Raw genomic sequence first — 26024 nt, 5'->3', positions numbered from 1 at the left:
GCAAAGCCCTGGCCTGCGGGTGACGCGATCGGTGTCAGGCGAACGCTCCCGCCACCAGGTCGGCGAGCAGAGCCCCCGCGCGCCCGTCGGGGTCGAGGTCCGGGTCGTAGATCGTGACGTTGAGCCCGACACAGCGCGGGGAGCGGGCCAACACGCCCAGCAGTTCGGCGAGTTCGTCGGGAACCAGTCCGTCCGCGTCGGGGCTGTCGACGGCCGGCATCACGCTCGGGTCCAGGACGTCGGCGTCGAGGTGCACCCAGAAACCGGCGGTGTCCGGCGGGTGGAGTCCTTCCAGGGCGTCCCGGGCGACGGGACCGGCGCCGCGTTCGCGGATCTCCCCGACGGTGGCCACCCGGATCCCGGCGGCGCGCAGCTCCGGGAGGTCCTCGTCCCCGTCGCGGACGCCGAACAGACGCACGTCCTCGTCCCGCAGGTACGGGCCGAGCCCTTCGAGGTCGGCGAGGTCGGCCTGGCCGCGTCCGGTGGACAGGGCCAGCTCCTCGCCGCCGGCGGCGCCGACGGGTCCGTTGACCGCGGTGTTCCCGGGGTGGCGGAAGTCCGCGGAGCCGTCGATGGCGGCCAGTCCGTACCGGCCGAGGCGCCGCATGGCCAGTGCGGCGCCGAGCTGGATCGAGCAGTCCCCGCCGAGCACGACGGGGAACTCCCCGTCCCGCAGGTGCGCCTCGATGCGGTCGGCGAGGGTGACGGTGTAGCGGGCGAGGGCGGCGGCGTGGAAGACCCCGTCGCCCTCCTTCCAGTCGCCCCGGTCGTAGCGCGGCGGCACCACGACCCCGCCCTCGCGCGCGCCGAGTCGGGCGAGGAGCCCCTGTTCCCGCAGGGCTCCCGCCAGCTTGTAGACCCCGGGCACGGTGCCGGGTGCGGGCGGGCGCAGGCCCAGGTTGGAGGGGGCGTCGAGCAACACGATGGTTCGCATGCCCTCATCCTGGGCGACGCGTGCCCCCGGGACCGGGCATTTCGGCGGTCAGGGCCCAGCGCTCGTGGTCGCGCCACGCCCCGTCGATGTGCAGGAAGTCCGGGGAGAGGCCCTCCAGCCGGAAGCCGCGGCCTCGGACGAGGGCGAGGGAGGCGGCGTTGCCGGGCTGGACGTTCGCCTCCAGTCGGTGCAGCCCGAGGCCCTGGCCGGCGGGTGCGAAGGCGTACCCGATCACCAGGTCGAGGGCCTCGCCGAGGAGCCCCCGGCCGGCGGCGTGGGCAAAGGCGGCGTAGCCGAGGGCTCCGCACTGGAAGCCCCCGCGGACGATGTTGTTGACGTTGACGAATCCGGCGATGGCCCCGCCGGCGCGCTCGCATACGAGGAATCCGACCCGGCTGTCGCCGTCGCCGAGCCGGGCCGCCCAGGGCTCGTACGCTTCGACGGTGTCGGGCGGGAACATCCAGGGGCGGTGCAGGGCGCGGCTCTCGTGGACGCGGGTGACGAACTCGGGTCCGTCGGCCGGCCGAAAGGGCCTGATCCCGACCCTGGCTCCCTCGTCGAGGTAGGTGACATGAGACATCGGCCCAGGCTAGTGCTGTGGCGCGTCCGTCAGGGCTCCAGCGGCAGCCTCGGCACGTCCGTCCGCTCGATCCCGAACACCTGCGCGTAGAGCGAGAGCTCCGCTTCCAGGGCGCGGACCATGGTGTCCGCGCGGCGGAAGCCATGCCCCTCGCCCTCGAAGGTCACGTACGCGTGCGGCACCGCCCGACCTCGCAGGGCGGCGAGCAGCCGTTCGGCCTGGGCCGGCGGGCAGATCGGGTCGTCCAGGCCCTGGAGCAGGACGAAGGGTGCGGTGATCCGGTCGGCGCGGGCCACCGGGGAGCGTTCGCGGCTGATCAGGTCGAGGGTCTGCGGCGGCCCGGCGAGGCCGTCGATGTAGCGGGATTCCAGGTCGTGCGTCTCGGCCGCGAAGCCGCGCAGGTCCAGCACGGGGTAGATGATCGCCGCGCAGGCGTACAGGTCGGTGGCGGCCAGGGAGGCCGCGGCGGTCCAGCCGCCGGCGCTGCCGCCGCGGATCGCGAGCCGGTCCGGGTCGGCGGTGCCCTCGGCGGCCAGGGCGCGGGCCACGGCCGCGCAGTCCTCCACGTCCACCACGCCCCACTGCTCGCGCAGCCGCTCCCGGTAGGCGCGGCCGTAGCCGGAGGAGCCGCCGTAATTGACCTCGACGACGCCGATGCCGCGCGAGGTGAAGTAGGCGATGTGCAGGTCCAGTACGGGTGGCACGTGGTCGGTGGGGCCGCCGTGCACCCACACCACGTACGGGGGCAGTTCGTCGGCGGGGGCCGGTCGGTCCGGGTGGTGCGGCGGGTAGACGTGGGCGTGGATCTCGCGGTCGTCCGGGCCGGTGAAGGTCCGGCTCTGCGGCTCGGGGTAGTAGGACGGGTCCACGGGGTCGGCCGCCCGGGCGCCGATCACCCGGGCGTGGCCGGTGGCGGTGTCGAGTTCCACCACCTCGTATCCGCTGCGCGGGCTGGCGGCGACCCCGAAGACCCGGGAGTCGCTGACGGCCAGGGTGGGTTGCCAGGACGTCCAGGGCCCGGCGGCGTCCACGAGGTCCCCGCTCTCGGGGTCGAGTACGCCGAGCACCGAGGAGCCCTGGCCGTGCAGGACGGCGACGAGTCCGTCCAGCAGCGGGGCGAGCCAGCTCAGTCCGGGCTTCCACAGCGGTCCGCCGAACTCCTCCTCGCGGGGGCACAGGTTGACGGCCTCGCCGCTGTGCGGGTCCACGCGGTACGGGTTCCACCAGCCGCCCCGGTCGCTCACCGCGAGAAGGGTCCCGTCGGGCGCCCACTCCACCTGGGCCACGGCCTCGTCGGGTCCGCCGAGCACGGTGCGGGGGGCGCCGATCGTGCCGGTCGCGGTGACCTCGGCGAGGAGCAACTCGGTGCCGTCCCAGGGCATCCGGGGGTGGTCCCAGACCAGTCGGGCCACGGTGCGCCCGTCGGGGGACAGTCGGGGCCCGGTGGTGAACCGGTGCCGGTCGTCGGTCAACTCGCGTACGGCGTGCCGGTCTTCGGCGGCCGATCCGTCCAGGGGGACGGCGGCCAGGACGCGCCGCACGTCGGTCGGCGCGGGTCCGGTGAACTCCTCCAGCACGCACCAGACCTCGTCGCCGCGCAGCACCGGGTCGGCCCAGCGCAGTCCTCCGCCGACCGTGCCGACGGGGGTGAGCGGTCGGGGGGCCGGGGCGCCGGGCGCGTCCGGTTCGTACGCGTACAGCCTCTGGTCGGCGAAGTGGACGAAGACCAACAGCGGTCCGCCGGAGTGCCGTTCGACGCCGGCCCAGGGGCGCCCGCCGTACTCGGTGACCCTGCTGCGGACGTTCCAGGGCGCGGGCAGCACGGGCCGTTCGGGCCGGCCGTCGGCGGGGCGCCGCACGAGGGTCCGGCGGCCCTCCTCCTCCGGCCGGGGCTCGGTCCACCACACCTCGGGGCCGATCGTGCCCACGTACTCGGGCCGCCCGTCGAGTGCGGCGGCGAGCGCGGCGTCGATGGGCGAGGGCCAGCCGCCGTAGGGCCGGGACGGGGTGAGCGGCGCCATCACCGGGTCCCCGTCACAGCGCGCGCAGGGCGCGGTCGAGGACGCGGACGCCGAAGTGCAGGGCGTCGACCGGGACCCGCTCGTCCACGCCGTGGAAGAGGGACCAGTAGTCGAAGCCGGGCGGCAGCCTGAGCGGGGAGTAGCCGTAGCCGGTGATGCCGAGCCGGGAGAACTGCTTGGCGTCGGTGCCGCCCGCCATGCAGAACGGGACCACGTGTCCTTCGGGGTCGAAGTGCTCGACGGCCTCGCGCAGGATCCCGAAGGTCCGTCCGTCCACGGGGGCTTCGAGCGCCACCTCGCGGTGGTGGAACTCCCAGTGCACGTCGGGGCCGGTGAGCGCGTCGAGGGTGGCGATGAACTCCGCCTCCCCGCCGGGGAGCGTGCGGCCGTCCACGTAGGCGGTGGCCTGGCCCGGGATCACGTTCAGTTTGTAACCGGCGCTGAGCATGGTCGGGTTGGCGCTCTGTCGCACGGTGGCCTGCACGAGGGCGGCGGCCGGGCCGAGCGCGGCGAGCAGCTCCGTCAGGTCGAGGTCCTCGCCGCGCGGGTCCACCGACAGGCCTTCCAGGGCGGCGAGTTCGGTGATGCAGGCGATCACGGTGTCGGTGAGGCGCACCGGCCACTCGTACGCGCCGATCCTGGTGACGGCGGCGGCGAGGCGACTGACGGCGTTGGCCCGGTTGGGCTTGGATCCGTGCCCGGCGGTGCCGTGCGCGGTCAGTTTCAGCCACGCGGTGCCCCGCTCGCCGGCGGCGATCGGGTAGAGGGAGCGGCCCGGGGCGGGGTGGACGGTGAAGGCGCCGGACTCGCCGAGCCCCTCCGTACAGCCCTCGAAGAGTTCCGGGTGGTGGTCGGCGAGGAAGCCCGCCCCGTCGATCGCGCTGTCCTCCTCGTCGGCGGTGTAAGCGATCACGATGTCGCGGCGCGGCTTCACGCCCGCCCGCGCCCAGGCCCGTACGACGGCCAGCACCATGGCGTCCATGTTCTTCATGTCGACGGCGCCGCGGCCCCAGACGACGCCGTCGCGGATCTCGCCGGAGAAGGGGTGCACGCTCCAGTCGGCGGCCTCGGCGGGCACCACGTCGAGGTGGCCGTGGACCAGGAGGGCGTCGGCTCCGGGGTCGCTGCCCTCGATCCGGGCCACCACGTTGGTGCGGCCCGGGGTGCGTTCCAGCAGGATCGGGTCCAGGCCGGCGCCGGCGAGCCGTTCGGCGACGTACTCGGCGGCCGGTCGCTCGCGGCAGTCGCCGCCGCCGCGGTTGGTGGTGTCGATGCGGATGAGGCCGGAGGTGTAATCGACCACCTCGTCGAGTGCCGTCGGGTCCACGGCTTCGCAGGGGCGGGTCTCCGTTGCGTGCATGTCAGCCATACTGCTCCTCCACAGCCGCCGAGACGACCGTCGTGACCGCCTTGAAGGTCCGGATCCCCTCGTACATCGTCTCGTTGGTGTACGCGACCCTGCGTTCGCCCGAGCGTTCGACGCCGGGAACCACGGTGGCGGCCAGACCCAGATGCTCGGCGTCGAACTCCAGTTCCACCGTGAACGGTCCTCCCACCACGGGCTCGTGGCGGACCGCGAGGGCGACGGCCTCCGTCGCCGCGGCCCGGATGTCGGCGGCGGTGCGGGCGGGCGTGCGGCAGACGGCCGCGTACCGCGAGACGTGGTCCTTGACCGCGACGGTCACCGCGTCCGGGGCGTAACCGGCGGCGTCGACACAGGTCAGGTCGTCGCCGGTGACGAGGATGACCGGGACTCCGTACTCGGCGACGACGTGGGCGTTGAGCAGCCCCTCGCCGGCGCGCACACCGTTGACCCAGACACCGGTGATCGAGTTCGCGAGGTAGGTGTGGGCGAGGACGCCTTCCGTGCCGGCCCCCGTGTGGTAGCCGACGAAGGCGACGCCGTCCACGTCGCCGTACTGGACGCCCTCGACCATGGAGAGCGACTTGTGCCGGCCGGTGAGCATCTCGGCGCGGGCGTCCAGCTTCTCCAGGAGCAGGTTCCGCATGGTCCAGTGGGCCTCGTTGACGAGGACCCGGTCGGCGCCGCCGTCGTAGAAACCGAGCACGGCGGCGTTCACGTCGGAGGTGAACATGGACCGGCAGCGCTCCCACTGGGGGGTGCCGGGCAGCACGTCGGCGGGCCAGGTGACGCCGGTGGCGCCTTCCATGTCGGCGGAGACGAGGATCTTCATCGGGTCCCCCGGTGGGTCGGGTCGCGTCCCCGGTGGACCGGGCCGCGGACTCCTCACCCTAACCGCCCGGGCCTCTCCCGCCCCGGGGGCCACGCCCGGGTTCCGGCGGCTCACCCCCGGACGGAAGACCACCCGAACCGGTGAGCCGCCCGGCGCCGCCGGCGGGCAACGGCCTTGCTCAGCCCTCGACTTCGCCGGCCAGGTTGGCGAGCAGGGTGTCGTGGATGCGGGCGAGGCCCTTCGGGGCGAAGGTGCGCTCGAAGAAGCCGCCGATGCCGCCCGCGCCGTTCCAGACGGTGCTGACGACCACCTTCGACCTGCCCTCGCCGGCCGGGGTCACCGTCCAGGTGGTGACCATGGAGGAGTTGCGGTCCTTCTCCACGAGCCGGCCGTCGGTGGGCTCGGTGACCTCCAGCAGGCAGTCGCGCACCCGCTTGCTGGTCGCCTGGAGCTTCCAGTGGACCAGGGTGCCCGCGCCGTCGCCGCCCTCGCGCACCTCGTACTCGCTGTAGTGCTCGGGGAGCAGCTTGCCCCGGGTCCCCGAGTAGTCCGCCAGCGCGTCGAACACGGTCTCCGCGTCAGCCGCGATGATCCGCTCCGTGGTGGCCTCGACCTGCGCCATAGCTGTTCCTCCAGCAGTTGTGTCCGCTCGTCGCGGCTAGACAACCACCTCCGGGGCGGGGGCCCAAATCCGGGGGCGGAGGCGAGCTGGACCGCGGTGGACGAAGAGTTCCCGCCGGCCGGCCGAATTCCGTCCCACGCGCTCACGGGAACCTCGCACCGGATCACCCGACACGTCCACGAACCCGCGGCGGAGTACGGCATCGGCCCCTCCCGCCGGGGAGGGTCCCGCCGGATCCCGATGCCCGAACGACCCGCCGAGGCGACGCACGCCGGTCCGACCCGGCTCACCCTCCTGTGATCCCGGACGGCCCCTGAAGGCTCATCACATCGGACCAATCGGCAGCCCAATCCCGCATTCCGGCCTTGGTTTCCTGGACGATTCCGCCCAGAACCCTCGGCTGGGAGGCCCCATGCTGCACCCCGTGACCAAGCGCGGACCGCTGAAGAAGCGCGCCGCCGTCCTGCTGTCGATCTCCACCGTGGCCGCCGCCCTCGCGAGCCCGGTCACCGCCGCCCCGGCGGCCGCCACGGCCCCGACGGCCCCGGCCCTGCGCTGGACCGATTGCAAGACGCCCCGCCACCCCACGCTCCAATGCGCCTCCCTCAAGGTCCCGCTCGACCACGACCGGCCCGCCGGCCGGCAGATCGCCCTCGCGCTGACCCGCGTCCCGCACACCTCCGCGACGTCCCGGGGACCCCTGTTGGTCAACCCCGGTGGCCCCGGCGGCAGCGGGCGCACCCTCGCCGGGTACATCGCCTCCGCGCTGCCCAAGGACGTGGCCGGCTCGTTCGACGTGATCGGCTTCGACCCGCGCGGCGTGGGCAAGAGCGAGCCCGCCCTGGACTGCGGCGCCGGGCACTTCACCCCCGTGCGCCCCGACTCCGTGCCCCTGGACCGGGCGACCGAGCAGGCCAACCTGGAGCGGGTCAAGACCTTCGCCGAGTCCTGCCAGACCAAGCACGCGGACGTGCTCCCGTACATCGGCACCGTGTCGGCCGCCCGCGACCTGGAGGTGCTGCGCACGGCGCTCGGCGCACCGAAGCTCAGCTACCTGGGGTACTCCTACGGGACCTATCTGGGCGCCGTGTACGCCCGGCTGCACCCGGACCGGGTCGACCGGCTGGTGCTGGACTCCGTCGTGGACCCGGCCGGCGTCTGGTACGAGGACAACCTCGCCCAGGACCAGGCCTTCGACGCCCGCCACAAGGCCTTCCTCGCCTGGGTGGCCCGGTACGACGAGAAGTACCGGCTCGGCACCGACCCGGCCCGGATCGAGGCGCGCTGGTACGAGATGCGCGACGCGCTGCGCGCGGCGCCGGCGGGCGGCAAGGTGGGCCCCTCCGAACTGGAGGACACCTTCATGCCGGGCGGCTACTACAACGGCTACTGGCCCCACCTCGCTGAGGCCTTCTCCGCGTACGCGGTGGACAAGAACCCCAAGCCGCTGGTGTCGGCCTACGAACGGTTCGGCGCGGTGGAGCCCTCGGCGGGCAACAGCTACAGCGTCTACACCGCAGTGCAGTGCCGGGACTCGGCCTGGCCGCGGAACTGGAACCAGTGGCGCGCCGACATGTGGCGCACGCACGCCAAGGCACCCTTCATGACCTGGAACAACGCCTGGTACAACGCCCCCTGCGCGTTCTGGCCGACGGAGCCCCTGCAGGCCCCGGACGTGACCAACACCGAGCTTCCCCAGGCCCTGCTGTTCCAGGCGACGGAGGACGCGGCGACCCCGTACGAGGGCGCGGTCAGCATGAAGGGCAAGCTCAAGGGCGCGGCGCTGGTGGTCGAGCAGGGCGGCGGCAACCACGGGATCGTCCTGAGCGGCAACAAGTGCCTGGACGAGAAGCTGTCCGCGTACCTGCGTACCGGCAAGGCCGCCGACGCCACCTGCCCCGCGCAGCCCGCCCCGACGCCGGCCGCCGCGACGCGCGCGGTCCCGCCCTCGGCCGGCGGGGCGGCCCTGCACGGCCTGCTGGGCTTCCGCGGCTGAGCCCGGGAGGGCAGGATCGGCGCATGACCACACCCCGCACCGACCACCTCACCCGCGTCGCCGCACCCGAGGGCGTCGGCCCGAGCCCCCAGTACAGCCATGTCGTCTGGGGCACCGGCCGGTTCGTCGCGATCTCGGGGCAGTGCGCCTTCGACGAGGAGGGCGGGGTGGTCGGCGTCGGCGACGCCGCGGCGCAGGCCCGTCAGGTGTTCGAGAACCTGCGGCGCTGTCTGGCGGCCGCCGGCGCGAGCTTCGCGGACGTGGTGAAGCTGACGTACTTCGTGACGGACGTCGCGCACCTGCCGGCGGTACGGGACGCCCGGGCCGCCGTCATCCCGGCGGACCGCCTCCCGGCCTCCTCGGCGGTCCAGGTCACCGCCCTGGTCCACCCGGAACTCCTCCTGGAGATCGAGGCCTTCGCGGTGGTTCCGGTCTAGGCCGGCTCCCTCGGGTTCCGGTCGGCCGGGGCCAGTCGGCGCAGTGCCTCCGTCGCGGCCACCGCCAGGCGGGGGTGGGACTGGGCGCGGGCGAGGACCTCCCGGGCGCGGGGGTCGGCGAGGGCTCCCAGGCCCTCCACGCACGCCAGGGCGACCCTCCAGTACGGGTCGTGGGGCGAGAGGAGCCGGGACAGCGTGCGGATCAGCGCCGGCGCCGACTCGGGGGCGCGCAGCGCCGCCAACAGCCGGACCGGGTGGAGGGCGTAGGCGGTGCGGAGGTCGTTCGTCGCCAGGGCGGCCGCCGCCCGGGCCGTGCGCGGGTCCCCGAGGACGGCCAGCGCCCGCGCGGCGGCCTCGCAGCGCGGTGGGTCGCGGTGGTTGAGGAGCAGCACCAGCGACTCGAAGGCCCGCCGGTCCCCGGCCAGCCCCAGCCGGTAGGCGGCCAGCTCGCGGGCCCACAACGGCAGGCCGGCGCGGGTCAGGGAGGCCGCCAGCGCGTCGGGGTCCGCCGCGAGCAGCTCCTCGTACTCCGCCGACTGCCCCGACTCGGTCCGCAGGCGCTCCAGCACGTCGTTCACCCGGCCAACCCTAGGGGGACGGGGCCGCCGCCACGCCGGGTTCCCCGAGATGTGCGCACCCCTGATGATCGATGATCGATGATCGGTACATTTGGGCGTTACAGGTCACATCTCCGCGCTATGGCGCGCCAGTTACCGGCGAGTTACTCTCGCTTCAACACGTACGGGGCCGGCCTGGTGACGCAGCCGCCTCGTACCAGTCGGTTCAGTACCCCAGGTACCCCAGGTACCGCATGTTCGTGTTCGGCGTGATCCCCGGGACAGGGTCCGCCGCTCCACGCCCCCTCTTCGGGCATCTCGTGCGGAAATTCCGGTCCGCGTGCCGTGCGGCCGCGCGCCTTCCCCCAGTCGTCACCCTCTTCCACTGGAGTCCCGCGATGGACCTTCCGTCCACGTCCAGTCAGTCCACCCTGCAGACCGTCGCCGTCGTCGGCCTCGGCACCATGGGCACCGGCATCGCCGAGATCCTCGCCCGGGCCGGCCGCGAGGTCATCGGCATCGACATCAGCGACGCCGCCACCCGTCGGGCCGGCGCCGCCCTCGCGGCGGCCACGGCCCGCTCCGTCGCCAAGGAGCGGCTGACCGAGGCCGAGCGCGACGGCGTGCTCGCCCGCTTCCGCACCTTCACCGAGTTGAGCGCGGCCGCCGACGCCGACCTGGTGATCGAGGTGATCCCGGAGGACTACGCGCTCAAGCAGCGGCTGTTCCGCGAACTCGACGCGATCGTCCGCCCGGACACGATCCTGGCCACCGGCACCAACGCCCTGTCGGTGACCCGGATGGCGGCCGAGTCCCAGCGCCCCGAGCGGGTCCTGGGCCTGCACTTCTTCAACCCGGCGCCGGCGATGAAGCTCGTCGAGGTCGTCTCCTGCGTGCTCACCTCCCCGACCGCCGTCGAGGCCGTCACCGAGCTGGCCCGCGAGCTCGGCAAGCAGCCCGTCGCGGTCGGCGACCGGCCCGGGTTCGTGGCCGACGGCCTGCTCTTCGGCTACCTCAACCAGGCCGCCGCGATGTACGAGTCGAAGTACGCCTCCCGCGAGGACATCGACGCGGCGATGCGGCTCGGCTGCGGCCTGCCCATGGGTCCGCTGGCCCTCCTCGACCTGATCGGCGTGGACACGGCCCGGACCGTCCTGGAGGCCATGTACGCCTCCTCCGGCGACCGACTGCACGCCCCGGCCCCGATCCTCGGCCAGCTGGCCGAGGCCGGCCTGACCGGGCAGAAGTCCGGCCGCGGGTTCTACACGTACGAGGCCCCGGGCAGCCAGGTCGTCGTCCGTGACCTCCAGACGCCGCTGGACGGTTCCCTGCTCGGCTCGGGTCGACCGGTCTCCTCGGTCGGCGTGGCCGGTTCGGGGACGATGGCGAGCGGTATCGCGCAGGTCTTCGCGCAGGCCGGGTACGCGGTCGTGCTGGCGGCCCGCAGCCAGGAGAAGGCGGTGGCCGCCAAGGCCGCGATCGGCAAGTCCCTGGGCCGTGCGGTGTCCAAGGGCAGGCTGACCGAGGCGGCCGCCGCCGAGACCATGGAGCGGATCACGCCGGCCGGCTCCCTGGACGCCTTCGCCGAGGTGGACCTGGCGGTGGAGGCCGTCGCGGAGGACCTGGCCGTCAAGCAGGAGCTGTTCGCCGGTCTGGACAAGGTCTGCAAGCCGGGCGCGGTCCTGGCGACCACCACCTCCTCGCTCCCGGTGATCGCGGTGGCGCGGGCGACCTCGCGTCCGCAGGACGTGATCGGCATGCACTTCTTCAACCCGGCTCCCGCGATGAAGCTGGTCGAGGTGGTCCGGACCGTCCTGACCGCCGACGACGTGCACGCCACGGTCCGGGAGGTCTGCGCGAAGGTGCGCAAGCACCCGGTGGACTGCGGGGACCGGGCCGGGTTCATCGTGAACGCGCTGCTGTTCCCGTACCTGAACAACGCGATCAAGATGGTCGAGCAGCACTACGCGAGCCTGGACGACATCGACGCCGCGATGAAGCTGGGCGGCGGCTACCCGATGGGGCCCTTCGAACTCCTCGACGTGGTCGGCCTGGACGTGTCGCTGGCCATCGAGAAGGTCCTGCACAAGGAGTTCCGCGACCCGGGCCTGGCCCCGTCCCCGCTGCTGGAGCACCTGGTGGCGGCCGGCTGCCTGGGCCGGAAGACCGGCCGCGGTTTCCGTGAGTACGCCCGCCGGTAAGCCGAGCCGGGACCGGCGGACACCCGAGCCGGATGCGTGGGGAGGGCTGCTCGGGCCTGCCGGACCCTCACGGCAGGCGAGCCCTCCCGACGAGCACTGTGTGCGCAGTGCGGGCTCTCCCCCGCATCCCTCCCCGCCCCACCCCCCTCAGGCGCGCTCTCCTGCGCGAATGAAGTACTTTCGCTCTATGTCCCAGCCCGCCAAGACCTCGCCCCGTGCCGCCGCGACCTCCGACGCCCCGGAGAGCACGGCCGGCACCAAGGCGGCCGCGCAGCGGCTCAAGATGCGCCGCGAGCTGGCCGCGGCCGCCATGGAGCTGTTCGCCACCAAGGGGTACGAGGCCACGACGGTCGACGAGATCGCCGCGACCGCCGGGGTGGCGCGCCGGACCTTCTTCCGGCACTTCCGTTCCAAGGAAGAGGCGATCTTCCCGGACCACGACGACACCCTGACCCGCGCCGAGGCCGTGCTGGACGTGGCCCCGGCGCACGAGCACCCGCTCGACACGGTGTGCCGCGGGATCAAGGAAGTCATGAAGATGTACGCCGCGTCGCCGGCGGTGTCGGTGGAGCGCTACCGGCTCACCCGCGAGGTGCCGGCGCTGCGGGAGCGGGAGATCGCCTCGGTGGCCCGGTACGAGCGGTTGTTCACGCGCTACCTGCTCGCCCACTTCGACGAGCAGGACCACCACGACGGCAATGACGATCCGCTGCTGGCGGAGGTGGCCGCCTCGGCGGTGGTCACGGCCCACAACCACGTGCTGCGGCGCTGGCTGCGGGCGGGCGGGCAGGGGGACGTGGAGGCGCAGCTGGACCACGCCTTCTCGATCGTGCGCAAGACCTTCGGGTCGGGGATCGGCGCCGGCCGCACCGCGGCGGGCCCGCCCGCCGCGCCGGCGGCGGCCGTTCGCGCGCAGGGTGAGGTGCTGGTGGCGGTGGCCCGTACGGACGCCCCGCTCGACGAGGTCATGCGGACCATCGAAGAGGCGCTCAGGAACAAGCGGGGCAGCACGCCGTAGTCGCAGTCGCACCAGTCGCAGTCATCACGCCGGTTACCCGCGTCACAGTGGCCGCTCCCATTCCGGGGGCGGCCATTTGCGTTTGTCCGGGTTGTCCCTACTCGCGGGTAACACTGATCGATCATCGCTCATCTGCGCAGGTCAAATAGCAAATGAGAGAAAGTTTTGGCACGCGGTGCCTTGCTGAGTGACACGGGGTGCCATACGTTGAATCTCGTCCGGATGTCCCCGCGGTCCTCGCCCACTCGGCACGAACCGCGCCCCGGATGCCTGCGTCACCAGGCACCAGCACGCCTCACCACGGGCGTCGCAGCACCACCGCATCGCCGAACCGACGGCACACACACCACACCCGTTCCGCGCACCCGCGTATCCCTCAGCGCACCCTCATCAGCGCTCGCCGGAGGCAACACCGTGAAGGACATCCTGGAAGCGATCCAGTCGCAGGCCGCCACGCCCGCCGACTTCGCGGCCCTGCCGCTCCCCGACTCGTACCGCGCGATCACCGTGCACAAGGACGAGGCGGGGATGTTCGAGGGGCTCACGACCCGTGAGAAGGACCCCCGCAAGTCCCTGCACCTGGACAACGTCCCGGTGCCGGAGCTCGGCCCGGGCGAGGCCCTGGTCGCCGTCATGGCCTCCTCGGTCAACTACAACTCCGTGTGGACCTCGATCTTCGAGCCGGTGTCCACCTTCAGCTTCCTGGAGCGCTACGGGCGCCTCTCGGACCTCAGCAAGCGCCACGACCTGCCGTACCACGTCATCGGCTCCGACCTCGCGGGCGTCGTCCTGCGCACCGGTCCCGGCGTGAACTCCTGGCAGCCGGGCGACGAGGTCGTCGCGCACTGCCTCTCGGTGGAGCTGGAGTCCTCCGACGGCCACAACGACACGATGCTCGACCCCGAGCAGCGCATCTGGGGCTTCGAGACCAACTTCGGCGGCCTGGCCGAGATCGCCCTCGTCAAGTCCAACCAGCTGATGCCCAAGCCCGACCACCTCAGCTGGGAGGAGGCCGCCTCCCCCGGCCTGGTCAACTCCACCGCCTACCGCCAGCTGGTCTCTCGCAACGGCGCCGGCATGAAGCAGGGCGACAACGTCCTGATCTGGGGCGCCAGCGGCGGCCTCGGCTCCTACGCCACCCAGTTCGCGCTGGCCGGCGGGGCCAACCCGATCTGCGTCGTCTCCAGCGACCAGAAGGCGGACATCTGTCGGTCGATGGGCGCGACCGCGATCATCGACCGCAACGCCGAGGGCTACAAGTTCTGGAAGGACGAGCACACCCAGGACCCCAAGGAGTGGAAGCGCTTCGGCAAGCGCATCCGCGAGCTGACCGGCGGCGAGGACATCGACATCGTCTTCGAGCACCCCGGCCGCGAGACCTTCGGCGCGAGCGTCTACGTCACCCGCAAGGGCGGCACCATCACCACCTGCGCCTCGACCTCGGGCTACATGCACGAGTACGACAACCGCTACCTGTGGATGTCGCTCAAGCGCATCATCGGCTCGCACTTCGCGAACTACCGCGAGGCGTGGGAGGCCAACCGCCTGATCTCGAAGGGCAAGATCCACCCCACCCTCTCGAAGGTCTACTCCCTGGAGGAGACCGGCCAGGCCGCCTACGACGTCCACCGCAACCTCCACCAGGGCAAGGTCGGCGTCCTCGCGCTCGCCCCGGAGGAGGGCCTGGGCGTCCGCGACCACGAGTTGCGCGCGACGCACCTCGACGCGATCAACCGCTTCCGTAACGTCTGAGATCGTTCAAGGGCCAAAGGGACAGCCTGAGATGACAGAGCGCCAGAAGGACCGTCCGTGGCTCATGCGGACGTACGCCGGCCACTCCACGGCCGAGGCGTCCAACGAGCTGTACCGCCGCAACCTCGCCAAGGGACAGACCGGCCTGTCGGTCGCGTTCGACCTGCCGACGCAGACCGGCTACGACCCCGACCACATCCTCGCCCGCGGCGAGGTGGGCCGGGTCGGGGTCCCGGTCTCCCACCTGGGCGACATGCGGAGGCTGTTCCAGGACATCCCCCTGGAACAGATGAACACCTCGATGACGATCAACGCCACCGCCATGTGGCTGCTGGCGCTCTACCAGGTGGCCGCCGAGGAGCAGGGCGCGGACATCGCCCTGCTCCAGGGCACGACCCAGAACGACATCGTCAAGGAGTACCTCTCGCGCGGGACGCACGTCTTCCCGCCGGGGCCGTCCCTCCGCCTGACGACGGACATGATCGCGTACACGGTCAACCACATCCCGAAGTGGAACCCGATCAACATCTGCTCGTACCACCTCCAGGAGGCCGGGGCCACCCCGGTCCAGGAGATCTCGTACGCGATGTCGACCGCCATCGCCGTGCTGGACTCGGTGCGCGACTCGGGCCAGGTGCCCGAGGAACGCTTCGGCGAGGTGGTCGCCCGCATCTCCTTCTTCGTGAACGCGGGCGTCCGCTTCATCGAGGAGATGTGCAAGATGCGCGCCTTCGGCCGCATCTGGGACAAGGTCACCCTGGAGCGCTACGGCATCGACAACGCGAAGCAGCGCCGCTTCCGGTACGGCGTCCAGGTCAACTCCCTGGGACTGACCGAGGCCCAGCCGGAGAACAACGTCCAGCGCATCGTGTTGGAGATGCTGGCGGTCACCCTCTCCAAGGACGCCCGCGCCCGCGCCGTGCAGCTGCCCGCCTGGAACGAGGCGCTGGGCCTGCCCCGGCCCTGGGACCAGCAGTGGTCGCTGCGCATCCAGCAGGTCCTCGCGCACGAGAGCGACCTGCTGGAGTACGAGGACATCTTCGCGGGCTCGACCGTCATCGAGGCCAAGGTGGACTCGCTGGTGACGGAGTGCCTGGCCGAGATCGACCGGATCGAGGAGATGGGCGGCGCCATGGCGGCCGTCGAGTCGGGCTACCTCAAGTCCCAGCTGGTCTCCTCGCACGCCGAGCGGCGGGCCCGGATCGAGGACGGCGAGGACAAGATCGTCGGAGTCAACTGCTTCCAGCAGACCGAGGAGAACCCGCTCACCGCCGACCTGGACGCCGCCATCATGACGGTGGACGGGGCGCTGGAGGCGCAGACCGTCGAGCGCATCGGCCGCTGGAAGGCCGAGCGTCAGGAGTCCTCCGACCGGCAGGGCGGCGGCGACCCGTTCGTCTTCCCGACGGTGCGCCAGTCCCTGGACCGGCTGAAGGACGCCGCCGCCGGGACCGAGAACCTGATGGAGGCCACGCTGGAGTGCGCCCGGGCGGGCGTGACCACCGGCGAGTGGGCCGGCGCGCTGCGCGAGGTGTTCGGCGAGTTCCGCGCCCCGACCGGGGTCTCCTCGGCCCCGGTGGCGGTCGCCGCCGAGGCGGGCTCCCCGATGGCCCTGGTCCGCGCGAAGGTCTCCCGTACGGCCGACGAGCTCGGCTCCGGCCGGCTGCGGCTGCTGATCGGCAAGCCCGGCCTGGACGGTCACTCCAACGGCGCCGAGCAGATCGCCGTCCGGGCCCGCGACGCCGGCTTCGAGGTGGTCTACCAGGGCATCCGGCTGACACCCGAGGAGATCTCCTCGGCGGCGCTGGCCGAGGACGTGCACTGCGTGGGACTGTCCATCCTGTCCGGTTCGCACAGCGCCCTCGTCCCCGACGTGCTGGAACGCCTGCGTCTGGCGGGGGCGGGCGACATCCCCGTCATCGTGGGCGGCATCATTCCGAATGCCGACGCGGTGACCCTGAAGGCGGCCGGCGTGGCCGCCGTGTTCACCCCCAAGGACTTCGGCATCACGGAGATCATCGGACGTATCGTCGACGAGATCCGCAAGGCCAACAAGCTCCACCCCCTTGACGACGCCGACATCGTCGACACAGCTGACATCGCCGAAAGCACGGAGGTCCCCGCATGACCACGCCCACTTCCCCGGTCAACCGGCTCCGGCCGCGCCGCTCCTGCCTCGCGGTGCCGGGTTCCAACCCCCGGTTCCTGGAGAAGGCCCAGGGCCTGCCGGCCGACCAGGTCTTCCTCGACCTTGAGGACGCCTGCGCCCCCCTCGCCAAGGAAGGCGCCCGCCACACCATCGTGGACGCGCTGAACCAGGGCGACTGGACGGGCAAGACCCGGGTCGTGCGTGTCAACGACTGGACCACGCACTGGACGTACCGCGACGTCATCACGGTCGTCGAGGGCGCGGGCCAGAACCTCGACTGCATCATGCTCCCGAAGGTCCAGGACGCGCAGCAGGTCGTGGCGCTGGACCTGCTGCTGACCCAGATCGAGAAGACCATGGGCTTCGAGGTCGGCAAGATCGGCATCGAGGCGCAGATCGAGAACGCCAAGGGCCTGGTGAACGTCGACGAGATCGCCGGCGCCTCCCCCCGGCTGGAGACCATCATCTTCGGCCCGGCCGACTTCATGGCCTCGATCAACATGAAGTCCCTGGTCGTGGGCATGCAGCCGCCCGGGTACGGGGCGGACGCCTACCACTACATCCTGATGCGGATCCTGATGGCGGCCCGCATGCACGACCTCCAGGCCATCGACGGCCCCTTCCTCCAGATCAAGAACGTGGACGGGTACCGGGAGGTCGCCGGCCGCGCGGCCGCCCTCGGCTTCGACGGCAAGTGGGTGCTGCACCCCGGCCAGGTCGACGCCGCCAACGAGGTCTTCTCCCCCTCGCAGGAGGACTACGACCACGCCGAGCTGATCCTCGACGCCTACGACTGGTGCACCTCCGAGGCCGGTGGCAAGAAGGGGTCGGCGATGCTCGGCGACGAGATGATCGACGAGGCCAGCCGCAAGATGGCCCTGGTCATCTCGGGCAAGGGCCGCGCCGCCGGGATGCGTCGCACCACCAAGTTCGAGATCCCGGAGGCCTGATCCCCATGCAGTTCGGACGCACGTACGAAGAGTTCGAGATCGGTGCTGTCTACAAGCACTGGCCCGGGAAAACCGTCACCGAATACGACGACCACCTCTTCTGTCTGCTGACCATGAACCACCACCCGCTCCACATGGACAGCAACTACGCCGAGAACACGACCGACTTCGGCAAGAACGTCGTCGTGGGCAACTACATCTACTCCCTGCTGCTGGGCATGTCGGTCCCCGACGTCTCGGGCAAGGCCATCGCCAACCTGGAGATCGAGTCCCTGCGCCACGTGGCGCCGACCTTCCACGGCGACACCATCTACGGCGAGACCACGGTCCTCGACAAGACCCCGTCGAAGTCGAAGAACGACCGCGGGATCGTCTACGTGGAGACCAAGGGTTACAAGCAGGACGGCACCCTCGTCTGCGTCTTCCGGCGCAAGGTGATGGTTCCGACGGAGACCTACATCAAGGAGCGCGGCGGCGAGCAGCCCGGCCGGCCCACGCTGAAGGAACAGGGGAAGTAGAACCATGAGCCGACTTGCCCAGACCGCCGGCCTGACGGACGACCAGAGGGACATCCTCAAGACCGTCCGGGAGTTCGTCGACAAGGAGATCATCCCGGTCGCGACCGAGCTGGAGCACCGCGACGAGTACCCGCAGGCGATCGTCGACGGACTCAAGGAACTCGGCCTCTTCGGCCTGATGATCCCCGAGGAGTACGGCGGCCTGGGTGAGTCGCTGCTCACCTACGCGCTGTGCGTCGAGGAGATAGCGCGTGGCTGGATGTCCGTCTCGGGCATCATCAACACCCACTTCATCGTGGCGTACATGCTCAAGCAGCACGGCACGCAGGAGCAGAAGGACCACTTCCTTCCCCGCATGGCGCTGGGCGAGGTGCGCGGCGCGTTCTCGATGTCCGAGCCCGGGCTCGGCTCGGACGTGTCGGCCATCACCTCGAAGGCGGTGAAGGACGGCGACGAGTACGTCCTGAACGGCCAGAAGATGTGGCTGACGAACGGCGGCACCTCGACGCTGGTGGCCGTTCTGGTCCGAAGTGACGAAGGACACCCCGAAGGCACCGCCCCGCACAAGTCCATGACGACCTTCCTGGTCGAGAAGGAGCCGGGCTTCGGCGAGGTCCGTCCGGGCCTGACCATCCCGGGCAAGATCGACAAGATGGGCTACAAGGGCGTCGACACGACCGAGCTCATCATGGACGGACTGCGCATTCCGGCCAATCGGGTGCTTGGCGGCCAGACCGGCCGAGGGTTTTACCAAATGATGGACGGGGTCGAGGTCGGCCGCGTCAACGTGGCGGCGCGTGGTTGCGGCGTCGCCCAGCGTGCGTTCGAACTGGGTGTCTCCTATGCCCAGCAACGTCACACTTTCGGCAAGGCCATCGCCGAACACCAGGCCATCCAGTTCAAGCTCGCCGAGATGGCTACCAAGGTCGAAGCCGCCCATGCGATGATGGTCAATGCAGCACGCAAAAAGGACTCCGGGGAACGAAACGACCTCGAAGCAGGGATGGCGAAGTACCTCGCCTCCGAGTACTGCAAGGAGGTGGTGGAGGACGCCTTCCGTATCCACGGTGGGTACGGCTTCTCGAAGGAGTACGAGATCGAGCGCCTCTACCGCGAAGCGCCGATGCTCCTCATCGGCGAAGGTACGGCCGAGATCCAGAAAATGATCATCGGTCGGCGCCTGCTGGAGGAGTACCGACTCCAGGGCTGAAAGTCCCTTTCGTGGGGAATCGCGCAAAGGTTCCCCACGCAAGAGTCACTACCAGTGACCGACTTACGGCCATCGACTCGGCTTCTGGCTTGCCCAGTTGTTGCGCGCAACCGATAGCATTCCAGTAAAGCCGCCGTCCCGTCCCCCCGTTTGCGGCGCGGCAATCACCCGCTACGAAGGTCATCCATGCCCCACAGCCAAACCTCTGCACCTCGCGTCGGCCTCCTCGGTGGACGTCTCGCACGCGGAGCATCGCCGTGGCTTCTGCCGACCGTCGCCACCGCGGCGCTCAGCCTCACCCGGGCGCGCAAGTCCGGGCGCTGGGCCGCGGCGGCCGTGCCCGCCACCGCGCTCGCCGCGGGCATGCTGTGGTTCTTCCGCGACCCCGAGCGTGAGATCACGCAGGGTCGGGTCATCTCCCCCGCCGACGGTGTGGTGCAGAGCATCATGCCGTGGAAGGACGGACGGACCCGCGTCGCGATCTTCATGAGCCCGCTGAACGTCCACGTCAACCGTGCGCCCCTGGCGGGCACGGTGACGTCCGTGGAGCACATCCCCGGCGGGTTCGTCCCGGCGTTCAACAAGGAGAGCGAGAACAACGAGCGCGTCGTCTGGCACTTCGACACCGAGCTCGGCGACATCGAGATGGTGCAGATCGCCGGCGCGGTCGCGCGTCGGATCGTCCCGTACCTGCCGGCCGGCACCAAGGTGGAGCAGGGCGAACGCATCGGTCTGATCCGCTTCGGATCCCGCGTCGACATCTACCTCCCCGAGGGTGTCGAGGTCGCGGTCGAGGTCGGACAGGCCACCACCGCGGGGGTGACCCGAATTGACCGTGACTGACCCTGAGACTCCTGCCACAGGCTGGGTGCCGGAGGCCAAGGACGAGGACGACGCCGAGGACATGCCGCTCTCCCTGCGGCTGTCGATAGCGGACACCCTCACCCTCGGCAACGCGACCTGCGGCTTCATGGCGGTGTACTTCACCACCACCGGCATCCTGATCCCGCACCTCACCGGCAGCGGCGAGTCGGGCATGGCCCGCAGCAGCGCCGCCACGGCGGTGATACTGATGCTGCTCGCCGCGGTCTTCGACCTCTTCGACGGGATCGTGGCCCGCAAGCTGCGCAGCTCGCCGATGGGCGCGGAGCTGGACAACCTCTCCGACCTGATCAGCTTCGGGCTGGCACCGGCGTACTTCGTCCTCGTCTACGGCATGGTCGCCGACGACGCGGTCCAGAAGATGTCGGCGCTGGCGGCGATCGTGGTGCTGCTGGCCGTGGTGCTGCGTCTCGCGAGATTCAGCTGCGTGACGATGAAGGACGGCATGTTCCAGGGCATGCCGAGCCCCTTCGGCGCGCTGACGGTCGTCTCGATCGTGCTGCTGGAGCTGCCGTTCGTCCCGACGCTGCTGGCGATCGTCGGCGTGGCGTGGCTGATGGTGAGCCGGGTCGAGTACCCCAAGCCGCGGGGTGTCCTCGCGGTGGCGATGCTGAGTTGGATCGTCGCGGCGATGGGCCTGTTGGCCGCCTGGGCGTTCGACGCCCCCGGTGGTCAGCTGCTGCTCCAGACCGGCTGCGCGCTGCAGATCGCCATGGCGGCGACGATCCCGCTGTTCGCGACGACCCGTCGCGCGAACACGTTCCGCCACAACCGGCGCGAGGCCAGGGCCACCCAGGCTCCGTAGGCTCCACGCCGTGAAGCTGTCCGAGAGGGCCCCCGATGCCGCCGAGGCGCCGGGGGCCCTTCCCGTGCCCCCGGCGCCCTGACGGGGCCGCGGAGGGCCTTCCCGGGGCCGCCCCCGAGCACGGCACCGCCGTGCTTGGGGGCGCCGCGCTCGGGGCGCTGTGCTCGGGGGCGCCGTGCTCGCCGGTCGGGCCCCGAGTCCGAGCCCGACACCGCCGGCTTCCCCGCGCGGGGGCCTCCCGGACGGGGCGGGCGTAGCCTTGATGTCGGAAAACCGCCAGCCCCGCCCCGTTCGCCTCGGGATCCTGGAGCCATGTACACCGACACCGACCGCTGTGTCAGGGCCGTGCAGTCGAAGGACGCCCGCTTCGACGGCTGGTTCTTCACCGCCGTCCTCACCACCCGGATCTACTGCCGCCCCAGCTGCCCGGCCGTGCCGCCCAAGGTCGGGAACATGTCGTTCCTGCCCAGCGCGGCCGCCTGCCAGCAGGCCGGCTTCCGAGCCTGCAAGCGGTGCCGCCCCGACACCTCCCCCGGGTCCCCCGAGTGGAACGCACGCGCCGACGCCGTCGCCCGGGCCATGCGGCTCATCCAGGACGGGGTCGTCGACCGCGAGGGCGTGCCGGGGCTCGCCACCCGCCTCGGCTACTCGACGCGGCAGGTGGAGCGACAGCTCAACGCCGAGCTCGGAGCGGGGCCGCTGGCCCTGGCCCGGGCCCAGCGGGCGCAGACCGCGCGGCTGCTGATCGAGACCTCCGAGCTGCCCATGGCCGACGTCGCCTTCGCCGCCGGGTTCTCATCGATCCGGACCTTCAACGACACCGTCCGCGAGGTCTTCGCCCTCTCCCCCAGCGAGCTGCGGGCCCGCGGCGGAAAGGCCCACCGCGACACGCCCCGGATCCCGGGGACCATAAGCCTGCGGCTGCCGTACCGGTCCCCGCTCAACCCCGACAACCTCTTCGGCCACCTCGCCGCGACCGCCGTGCCCGGGGTCGAGGAATGGCGGGCCGGCGCCTACCGCCGAACCCTGCGCCTGCCCTACGGCACCGGCGTGGTCGCCCTCACCCCGCGGCCCGACCACATCGGCTGCCAGCTGGCCCTGACCGACCTGCGCGACCTCACCCTCGCGATCAGCCGCTGCCGCCGACTGCTCGACCTGGACGCCGACCCCGAGGCCATCGACGAGCAGCTGCGGGCCGACCCGCTCCTGGCCCCCCTCGTGGACAAGGCTCCCGGGCGTCGGGTGCCCCGTACCGTCGACGCGGCCGAGTTCGCCGTACGGGCGGTCCTCGGACAGCAGGTGTCCACCGCGGCGGCCCGTACGCACGCGGCCCGGCTGGTCGTCGCGCACGGCGAGCCGGTGGCCGATCCCGACCCGGCGGGCGGGCTGACGCACCTGTTCCCCTCGCCTCAGGCGCTGGCCGGGCTGGACCCGGAGTCCCTGGCCCTGCCCCGCAGCCGCCGTACGACGCTGACCACGCTCGTGGCGGCGCTGGCGGACGGTTCGCTGCCGCTCGGCATCGACAGCGACTGGGAGCTCGCCCGGGCGCGGCTCGGCGAGCTGCCCGGGTTCGGTCCGTGGACCACCGAGGTCATCGCGATGCGGGCACTCGGCGACCCGGACGCGTTCCTGCCGTCGGACCTGGGGGTCTGGCGGGCGGCGCGGGGGCTCGGACTCCCGTCGACGCCCGCGGCGCTGACCACCCGGGCGGCCGGCTGGCGGCCCTGGCGCGCGTACGCCGTGCAGTACCTGTGGGCCACCGAGGACCACGCCATCAACCACCTGCCCGTCTGAAGGAGCCCGACCGTCATGACCAACAAGCAGCACACCGTCGTCGCGAGCCCCTACGGCCCGCTGACGCTCGTCGCCACCGACGGCGTCCTGAGCGGCCTTTACATGGTCGGGCAGCGCCACCGACCGGCCGAGGAGTCCTTCGGCGGGCGGGTCGCGCCGACCGAGGCGCCGTTCCCCGAAGTGGTGCGGCAGTTGACCGCGTACTTCGCCGGGGAGCTGAACGAGTTCACCCTGCCGCTGCGCATGGAGGGGACCGACTTCCAGCGCAGCGTGTGGGAGCAACTGGTGCGCATCCCGTACGGCGAGACCTGGTCGTACGGGCAGCTCGCGGACAAGCTGGGCAAGCCGGGCGCCTCGCGCGCGGTGGGCCTGGCGAACGGCAGGAACCCGATCGGCATCATCGTCCCCTGCCACCGCGTCATCGGGGCCTCGGGCGGCATGACGGGCTACGGCGGCGGGGTGGAGCGCAAGGTGAAGCTGCTGGCCTTCGAGTCCGGCGCCCCCACCCAGGAGGAACTGGCCTGATCCGGTCTGATCCCGATGGCGGGCTCTAGATGACGACCAGGGGTACCAGCAGGGCGAAGCCCGCGCCGGCCTCCACCGCGTAGGCGTACAGCGAGGGGTGCTGGACGGGGGCGGCGAGCAGCACCACGCTCTGCTGCTCCCCTGCCGCGGCCACCCAGGCGGTGTCGGCGCCGAGTTTGCCCTGGTACCAGCCTTCGCAGGCGCCGGGGCCGGTGACGGCGAGGAGGTCGTCCTCGCGGCGGTAGAAGGCCTGCCAGCCCTCGGCGGGCGTCGACCAGCCCTCGAAGTCGCTGAACTCGGCCCACCCGCCGTCGCGTATCGCGCCGTCGAACATCCAGACCGGGGTCCCCTCGGGGGTGAACTCGCCGCTGGACTGGTCGTCGGTGGTGAAGTGGACCATGGGAAGGGCATCGGGACCGTCGGCCGTGCTGGGCCAGGCGTACATCGTGATCATTCGCTGAATTCTGTCCTGGTCGAAGTAGGCCTGAGGTAACGGTGGCTACGCGGTCGCCGGGCGGCGGCCGTTCTCCAGCTCGGCGGTGCTCTCGCCCGACTGCTGTACGCGGTACGCCTCTTGGGTGCGCAGGCCGAGCGATCCGAGCAGGTGGGAGGTGAGTTCGGCGGGCTCGACGAGCTTCCAGGAGATCAGTTCCTCCTCCTGGAGCCTGATCGAGGCCAACTGTCCGGCGTCCAGCACGCCCCCGTCGTAGACGTAGGCGACGATCGGCGGGCGGTCGGGGCTCACGCTCCAGTCGACGGCGAGCAGTCTGCCGAGCGGGAGGTCGAGTCCGATCTCCTCGGCGCTCTCGCGGCGGGCCGCCGTGCGCGGGGTCTCGCCGGTGTCCGACTCGATGGTGCCGCCCGGCAGGACCCAGCCCGCGCGGTAGTTCGGCTCCACGATCAGCACCCGTCCCTCGGCGTCCCGATAGAGCGCGGCGGCGGCGGCCAGCACCCGGGGCAGGCTCGCGACGTAGGTGGCGTAGGCATCGGTGGTGGTCACGCCCGCAACCCTACCCAGCCGCCGCCCGATGCGCGGATCACGCCCCGGAGGTGCCGTCTTCGCCGTCCGTACCGTCCCGCCCCTTGGACTCGGCGACCCGCTTGAGCCGCCGGTGGCCCGCCCGGCCCTGTTCGGTGACGGCGTCGCCGACCATCGCCTTGACGGCGTCGCGCATCCCGTGGAGCGGGTGCGTGCGGGCGGGGCCCGCGCCGGGGTCCTCGCGCAGTTCCCTCACCAGGGCCCAGCAGAGCAGCAACATGACGACGACGAAGGGCAGCGCGACCAGGATGGTCGCGGTCTGAAGGGACTTCAGACCGCCTGCGAGGAGCAGCGCGGCGGCCACACCGGCCATCAGGATGCCCCAGGTGACGACCAGCCAGGTGGGCGGGTTCAGGGAGCCTCGGCTGGTGAGCGACCCCATGACCAGGGAGGCGGAGTCGGCGCTGGTGACGAAGTAGGTCATGACCAGGACCATGGCCACCCAGGAGGTGACGGTGCCCAGCGGCAGCGCGTCGAGCATCGCGAAGAGCGATGCCTCCACGCCCTCCCGGACCTTGCCCGCGAGGTCGGCGGCGCCGGTGGATTCGAGCCGGATGGCGGTGCCGCCCATCACGCAGAACCAGACGACGGTGGCGCCGCTGGGCACCAGCAGGACGCCGATGAGGAATTCGCGGATGGTCCGGCCGCGCGAGATGCGGGCGATGAAAGTGCCGACGAACGGCGCCCAGGAGAGCCACCACGCCCAGTAGAAGATGGTCCACGCGCCGAGCCAGGAGCTGTCGGTGAAGGCGCCGGTCCCGGTCGCCAGGGGCAGCAGTTCGTGCAGGTAGCTTCCGACGCTCGCCGGGATCACGTCGAGGATGTAGACGGTCGGACCGAGGACGAAGACGAAGAGCATGAGGACGCCGGCGAGCACGAGGTTGATGGTGCTCAGCCACTTCACGCCCTTGTGCAGGCCGGAGAAGGCGGAGAGCACGAAGGCGGCCGACAGCGAGCCGATGATGATCAGCTGGACGGTGATCGTGTCCTCGACGCCGGCGGTGAGGTCGAGCCCCTTGGCCACCTGGAGCGCGCCGAGGCCGAGGCTGGTCGCGGTGCCGAAGACCGTGGCGAAGACGGCGAGCAGGTCGATGGTCCTGCCGAGTGGTCCGTCGGCCCGCCGCTCGCCGATCAGCGGGACGAAGGCGGAGCTGAGCCGGTTGCCGCGGCCCTTTCGGAACGTCGCGTAGGCGAGGGCGAGGCCGGCGATGCCGTAGATGGCCCAGGGGGTGAGGGTCCAGTGGAAGAAGGAGTAATCGAGGGCCGCGCGGGCGGCGGCGCCGGTGCCGGGGGCCGCCCCGGAGGCGGGTGGCGGGTGCAGGAAGTGGGTGAGCGGCTCCCCCACGCCGTAGAACATCAGGCCGATGCCCATGCCGGCGCTGAACATCATCGCGATCCAGGACAGGTTCGTGAACTCGGGCTCGGAGTCGTCGTCGCCGAGCCTGATCCGGCCGAACCGGCCGAGGGCGAGGACGACGCACATGACGAGGAAGACGTCGGCGGCGATCACGAACAGCCAGGCGAAGTTGCCCAGGACCCAGGCGAGCGCCGTGCTCGACGCGGTGTCGAAGGAGTCCTCCCCGAGCACCGCCCACGCCACGACGGCGAGCACGGCGAGCACTCCGATCGCGACCACCTGGAGGTCGGGAGTACCGCCTCCCGGGTCGTCCGGACCCGCGCCCGAGGGATCCGGACGTGGCTGTTCCAGCGAATCGGCGCTCATGCGGCCACACTATGCAGGCGTATATACCGATTTAAGGTCATGGCGCGCCGGGTGTGGCCCAGGCCACCCATGGGCATAGGAGGATCCTCCGGATACGCTCATGGGGGCGCGACTGC

Annotated in this window: 24 protein-coding genes; 14 read left to right on the top strand and 10 right to left on the bottom strand. The window is 71.5% G+C overall.

Features of this window, described 5'->3' with window-relative positions; all coding sequences use genetic code 11:
* Positions 1-34 precede the first annotated feature (34 nt).
* The 6 genes from OHA84_RS28565 to OHA84_RS28540 all read right to left on the bottom strand — a co-directional run bounded on the left by OHA84_RS28565 (position 35) and on the right by OHA84_RS28540 (position 6352).
* The gene (locus tag OHA84_RS28565; protein WP_053681689.1) at positions 35-934 is read right to left on the bottom strand and encodes an arginase family protein; all 900 of its coding nucleotides are present in this window, start codon (positions 932-934) and stop codon (positions 35-37) included.
* Between the two features lie 4 nt (positions 935-938).
* Entirely contained in the window at positions 939-1514 is a 576-nt protein-coding gene (locus OHA84_RS28560) for a GNAT family N-acetyltransferase (RefSeq protein WP_053681691.1), read from the bottom strand.
* 29 nt (positions 1515-1543) lie between these two features.
* The gene (locus OHA84_RS28555) at positions 1544-3535 is read right to left on the bottom strand and encodes a prolyl oligopeptidase family serine peptidase (RefSeq protein ID WP_266969134.1); all 1992 of its coding nucleotides are present in this window, start codon (positions 3533-3535) and stop codon (positions 1544-1546) included.
* A 13-nt stretch (positions 3536-3548) separates the two neighbouring features.
* Complete coding sequence (locus OHA84_RS28550; RefSeq protein WP_371591471.1) at positions 3549-4904, bottom strand: M20/M25/M40 family metallo-hydrolase; 1356 nt, start codon at positions 4902-4904, stop codon at positions 3549-3551.
* Positions 4897-5730 carry a M55 family metallopeptidase gene (locus OHA84_RS28545; RefSeq protein WP_053681697.1) on the bottom strand — a complete coding sequence of 278 codons (834 nt, stop codon included), beginning with the start codon at positions 5728-5730 and terminating at the stop codon, positions 4897-4899. The genes OHA84_RS28550 and OHA84_RS28545 overlap by 8 nt, the downstream gene beginning before the upstream one ends.
* 178 nt (positions 5731-5908) lie before the next feature.
* Positions 5909-6352, bottom strand: a complete 444-nt coding sequence (locus tag OHA84_RS28540; protein ID WP_266950509.1) for an SRPBCC family protein — start codon at positions 6350-6352, stop codon at positions 5909-5911.
* 96 nt (positions 6353-6448) lie between these two features.
* On the opposite strand from OHA84_RS28540, the gene OHA84_RS28535 reads away from it, so the two are divergent.
* The 3 genes from OHA84_RS28535 (at position 6449) to OHA84_RS28525 (ending at position 8785) form a co-directional block, all read left to right on the top strand.
* Entirely contained in the window at positions 6449-6652 is a 204-nt protein-coding gene (locus OHA84_RS28535) for a hypothetical protein (protein ID WP_371591470.1), read from the top strand.
* A gap of 112 nt (positions 6653-6764) precedes the next feature.
* The gene (locus OHA84_RS28530; RefSeq protein ID WP_053681703.1) at positions 6765-8348 is read left to right on the top strand and encodes an alpha/beta hydrolase; all 1584 of its coding nucleotides are present in this window, start codon (positions 6765-6767) and stop codon (positions 8346-8348) included.
* 23 nt (positions 8349-8371) lie between these two features.
* Positions 8372-8785 carry a RidA family protein gene (locus OHA84_RS28525; RefSeq protein ID WP_266950508.1) on the top strand — a complete coding sequence of 138 codons (414 nt, stop codon included), beginning with the start codon at positions 8372-8374 and terminating at the stop codon, positions 8783-8785.
* On the opposite strand, the gene OHA84_RS28520 is transcribed toward OHA84_RS28525, so the two are convergent.
* Positions 8782-9363 carry a HEAT repeat domain-containing protein gene (locus tag OHA84_RS28520; RefSeq protein ID WP_266969136.1) on the bottom strand — a complete coding sequence of 194 codons (582 nt, stop codon included), beginning with the start codon at positions 9361-9363 and terminating at the stop codon, positions 8782-8784. The genes OHA84_RS28525 and OHA84_RS28520 overlap by 4 nt on opposite strands.
* A gap of 377 nt (positions 9364-9740) precedes the next feature.
* On the opposite strand from OHA84_RS28520, the gene OHA84_RS28515 reads away from it, so the two are divergent.
* From OHA84_RS28515 to OHA84_RS28465, 11 genes are all read left to right on the top strand, one after another.
* Positions 9741-11543: a 3-hydroxyacyl-CoA dehydrogenase family protein gene (locus OHA84_RS28515; RefSeq protein ID WP_053681708.1), complete on the top strand. Its 1803-nt coding sequence runs from the start codon at positions 9741-9743 to the stop codon at positions 11541-11543.
* A 187-nt stretch (positions 11544-11730) separates the two neighbouring features.
* Complete coding sequence (locus OHA84_RS28510) at positions 11731-12561, top strand: TetR family transcriptional regulator (protein ID WP_266969138.1); 831 nt, start codon at positions 11731-11733, stop codon at positions 12559-12561.
* A 414-nt stretch (positions 12562-12975) separates the two neighbouring features.
* Positions 12976-14313 (top strand): crotonyl-CoA carboxylase/reductase, encoded by a 1338-nt coding sequence (ccrA, locus tag OHA84_RS28505; protein WP_053681712.1) that lies wholly within the window; start codon positions 12976-12978, stop codon positions 14311-14313.
* 31 nt (positions 14314-14344) lie between these two features.
* Positions 14345-16441 (top strand): protein meaA, encoded by a 2097-nt coding sequence (locus OHA84_RS28500; RefSeq protein ID WP_266969140.1) that lies wholly within the window; start codon positions 14345-14347, stop codon positions 16439-16441.
* Positions 16438-17412: a CoA ester lyase gene (locus OHA84_RS28495; RefSeq protein WP_053681715.1), complete on the top strand. Its 975-nt coding sequence runs from the start codon at positions 16438-16440 to the stop codon at positions 17410-17412. The genes OHA84_RS28500 and OHA84_RS28495 overlap by 4 nt, the downstream gene beginning before the upstream one ends.
* Positions 17413-17417: 5 nt before the next feature.
* The gene (locus tag OHA84_RS28490) at positions 17418-17930 is read left to right on the top strand and encodes a MaoC family dehydratase (protein ID WP_053681718.1); all 513 of its coding nucleotides are present in this window, start codon (positions 17418-17420) and stop codon (positions 17928-17930) included.
* A gap of 4 nt (positions 17931-17934) precedes the next feature.
* Positions 17935-19140 (top strand): acyl-CoA dehydrogenase family protein, encoded by a 1206-nt coding sequence (locus OHA84_RS28485; protein WP_053681720.1) that lies wholly within the window; start codon positions 17935-17937, stop codon positions 19138-19140.
* 186 nt (positions 19141-19326) lie between these two features.
* Positions 19327-19983, top strand: coding sequence for a phosphatidylserine decarboxylase (locus tag OHA84_RS28480; RefSeq protein ID WP_053681721.1), 657 nt, complete (start codon positions 19327-19329; stop codon positions 19981-19983).
* 61 nt (positions 19984-20044) lie between these two features.
* Complete coding sequence (pssA, locus tag OHA84_RS28475) at positions 20045-20827, top strand: CDP-diacylglycerol--serine O-phosphatidyltransferase (protein ID WP_371591609.1); 783 nt, start codon at positions 20045-20047, stop codon at positions 20825-20827.
* A gap of 312 nt (positions 20828-21139) precedes the next feature.
* The gene (locus OHA84_RS28470; protein ID WP_266969144.1) at positions 21140-22621 is read left to right on the top strand and encodes an AlkA N-terminal domain-containing protein; all 1482 of its coding nucleotides are present in this window, start codon (positions 21140-21142) and stop codon (positions 22619-22621) included.
* 15 nt (positions 22622-22636) lie between these two features.
* Entirely contained in the window at positions 22637-23146 is a 510-nt protein-coding gene (locus OHA84_RS28465; protein ID WP_053681724.1) for a methylated-DNA--[protein]-cysteine S-methyltransferase, read from the top strand.
* 25 nt (positions 23147-23171) lie between these two features.
* On the opposite strand, the gene OHA84_RS28460 is transcribed toward OHA84_RS28465, so the two are convergent.
* From OHA84_RS28460 to OHA84_RS28450, 3 genes are read right to left on the bottom strand one after another with little or no spacing between them, the layout of a single operon-like run.
* On the bottom strand, positions 23172-23600 hold the full coding sequence (locus OHA84_RS28460; RefSeq protein WP_053681725.1) for a hypothetical protein: 429 nt from the start codon (positions 23598-23600) through the stop codon (positions 23172-23174).
* 45 nt (positions 23601-23645) lie between these two features.
* A complete protein-coding gene (locus tag OHA84_RS28455; protein WP_053681726.1) occupies positions 23646-24146 on the bottom strand; it encodes an NUDIX hydrolase in 501 nt (166 codons plus the stop codon).
* Positions 24147-24183: 37 nt separating this feature from the next.
* The gene (locus OHA84_RS28450) at positions 24184-25908 is read right to left on the bottom strand and encodes a BCCT family transporter (protein ID WP_266950505.1); all 1725 of its coding nucleotides are present in this window, start codon (positions 25906-25908) and stop codon (positions 24184-24186) included.
* Positions 25909-26024: the final 116 nt, after the last annotated feature.

The organism is Streptomyces sp. NBC_00513 (assembly GCF_041431415.1).
Classification (GTDB): Bacteria; Actinomycetota; Actinomycetes; order Streptomycetales; family Streptomycetaceae; genus Streptomyces.
This window is presented reverse-complemented; position numbering and strand designations above follow the sequence as displayed.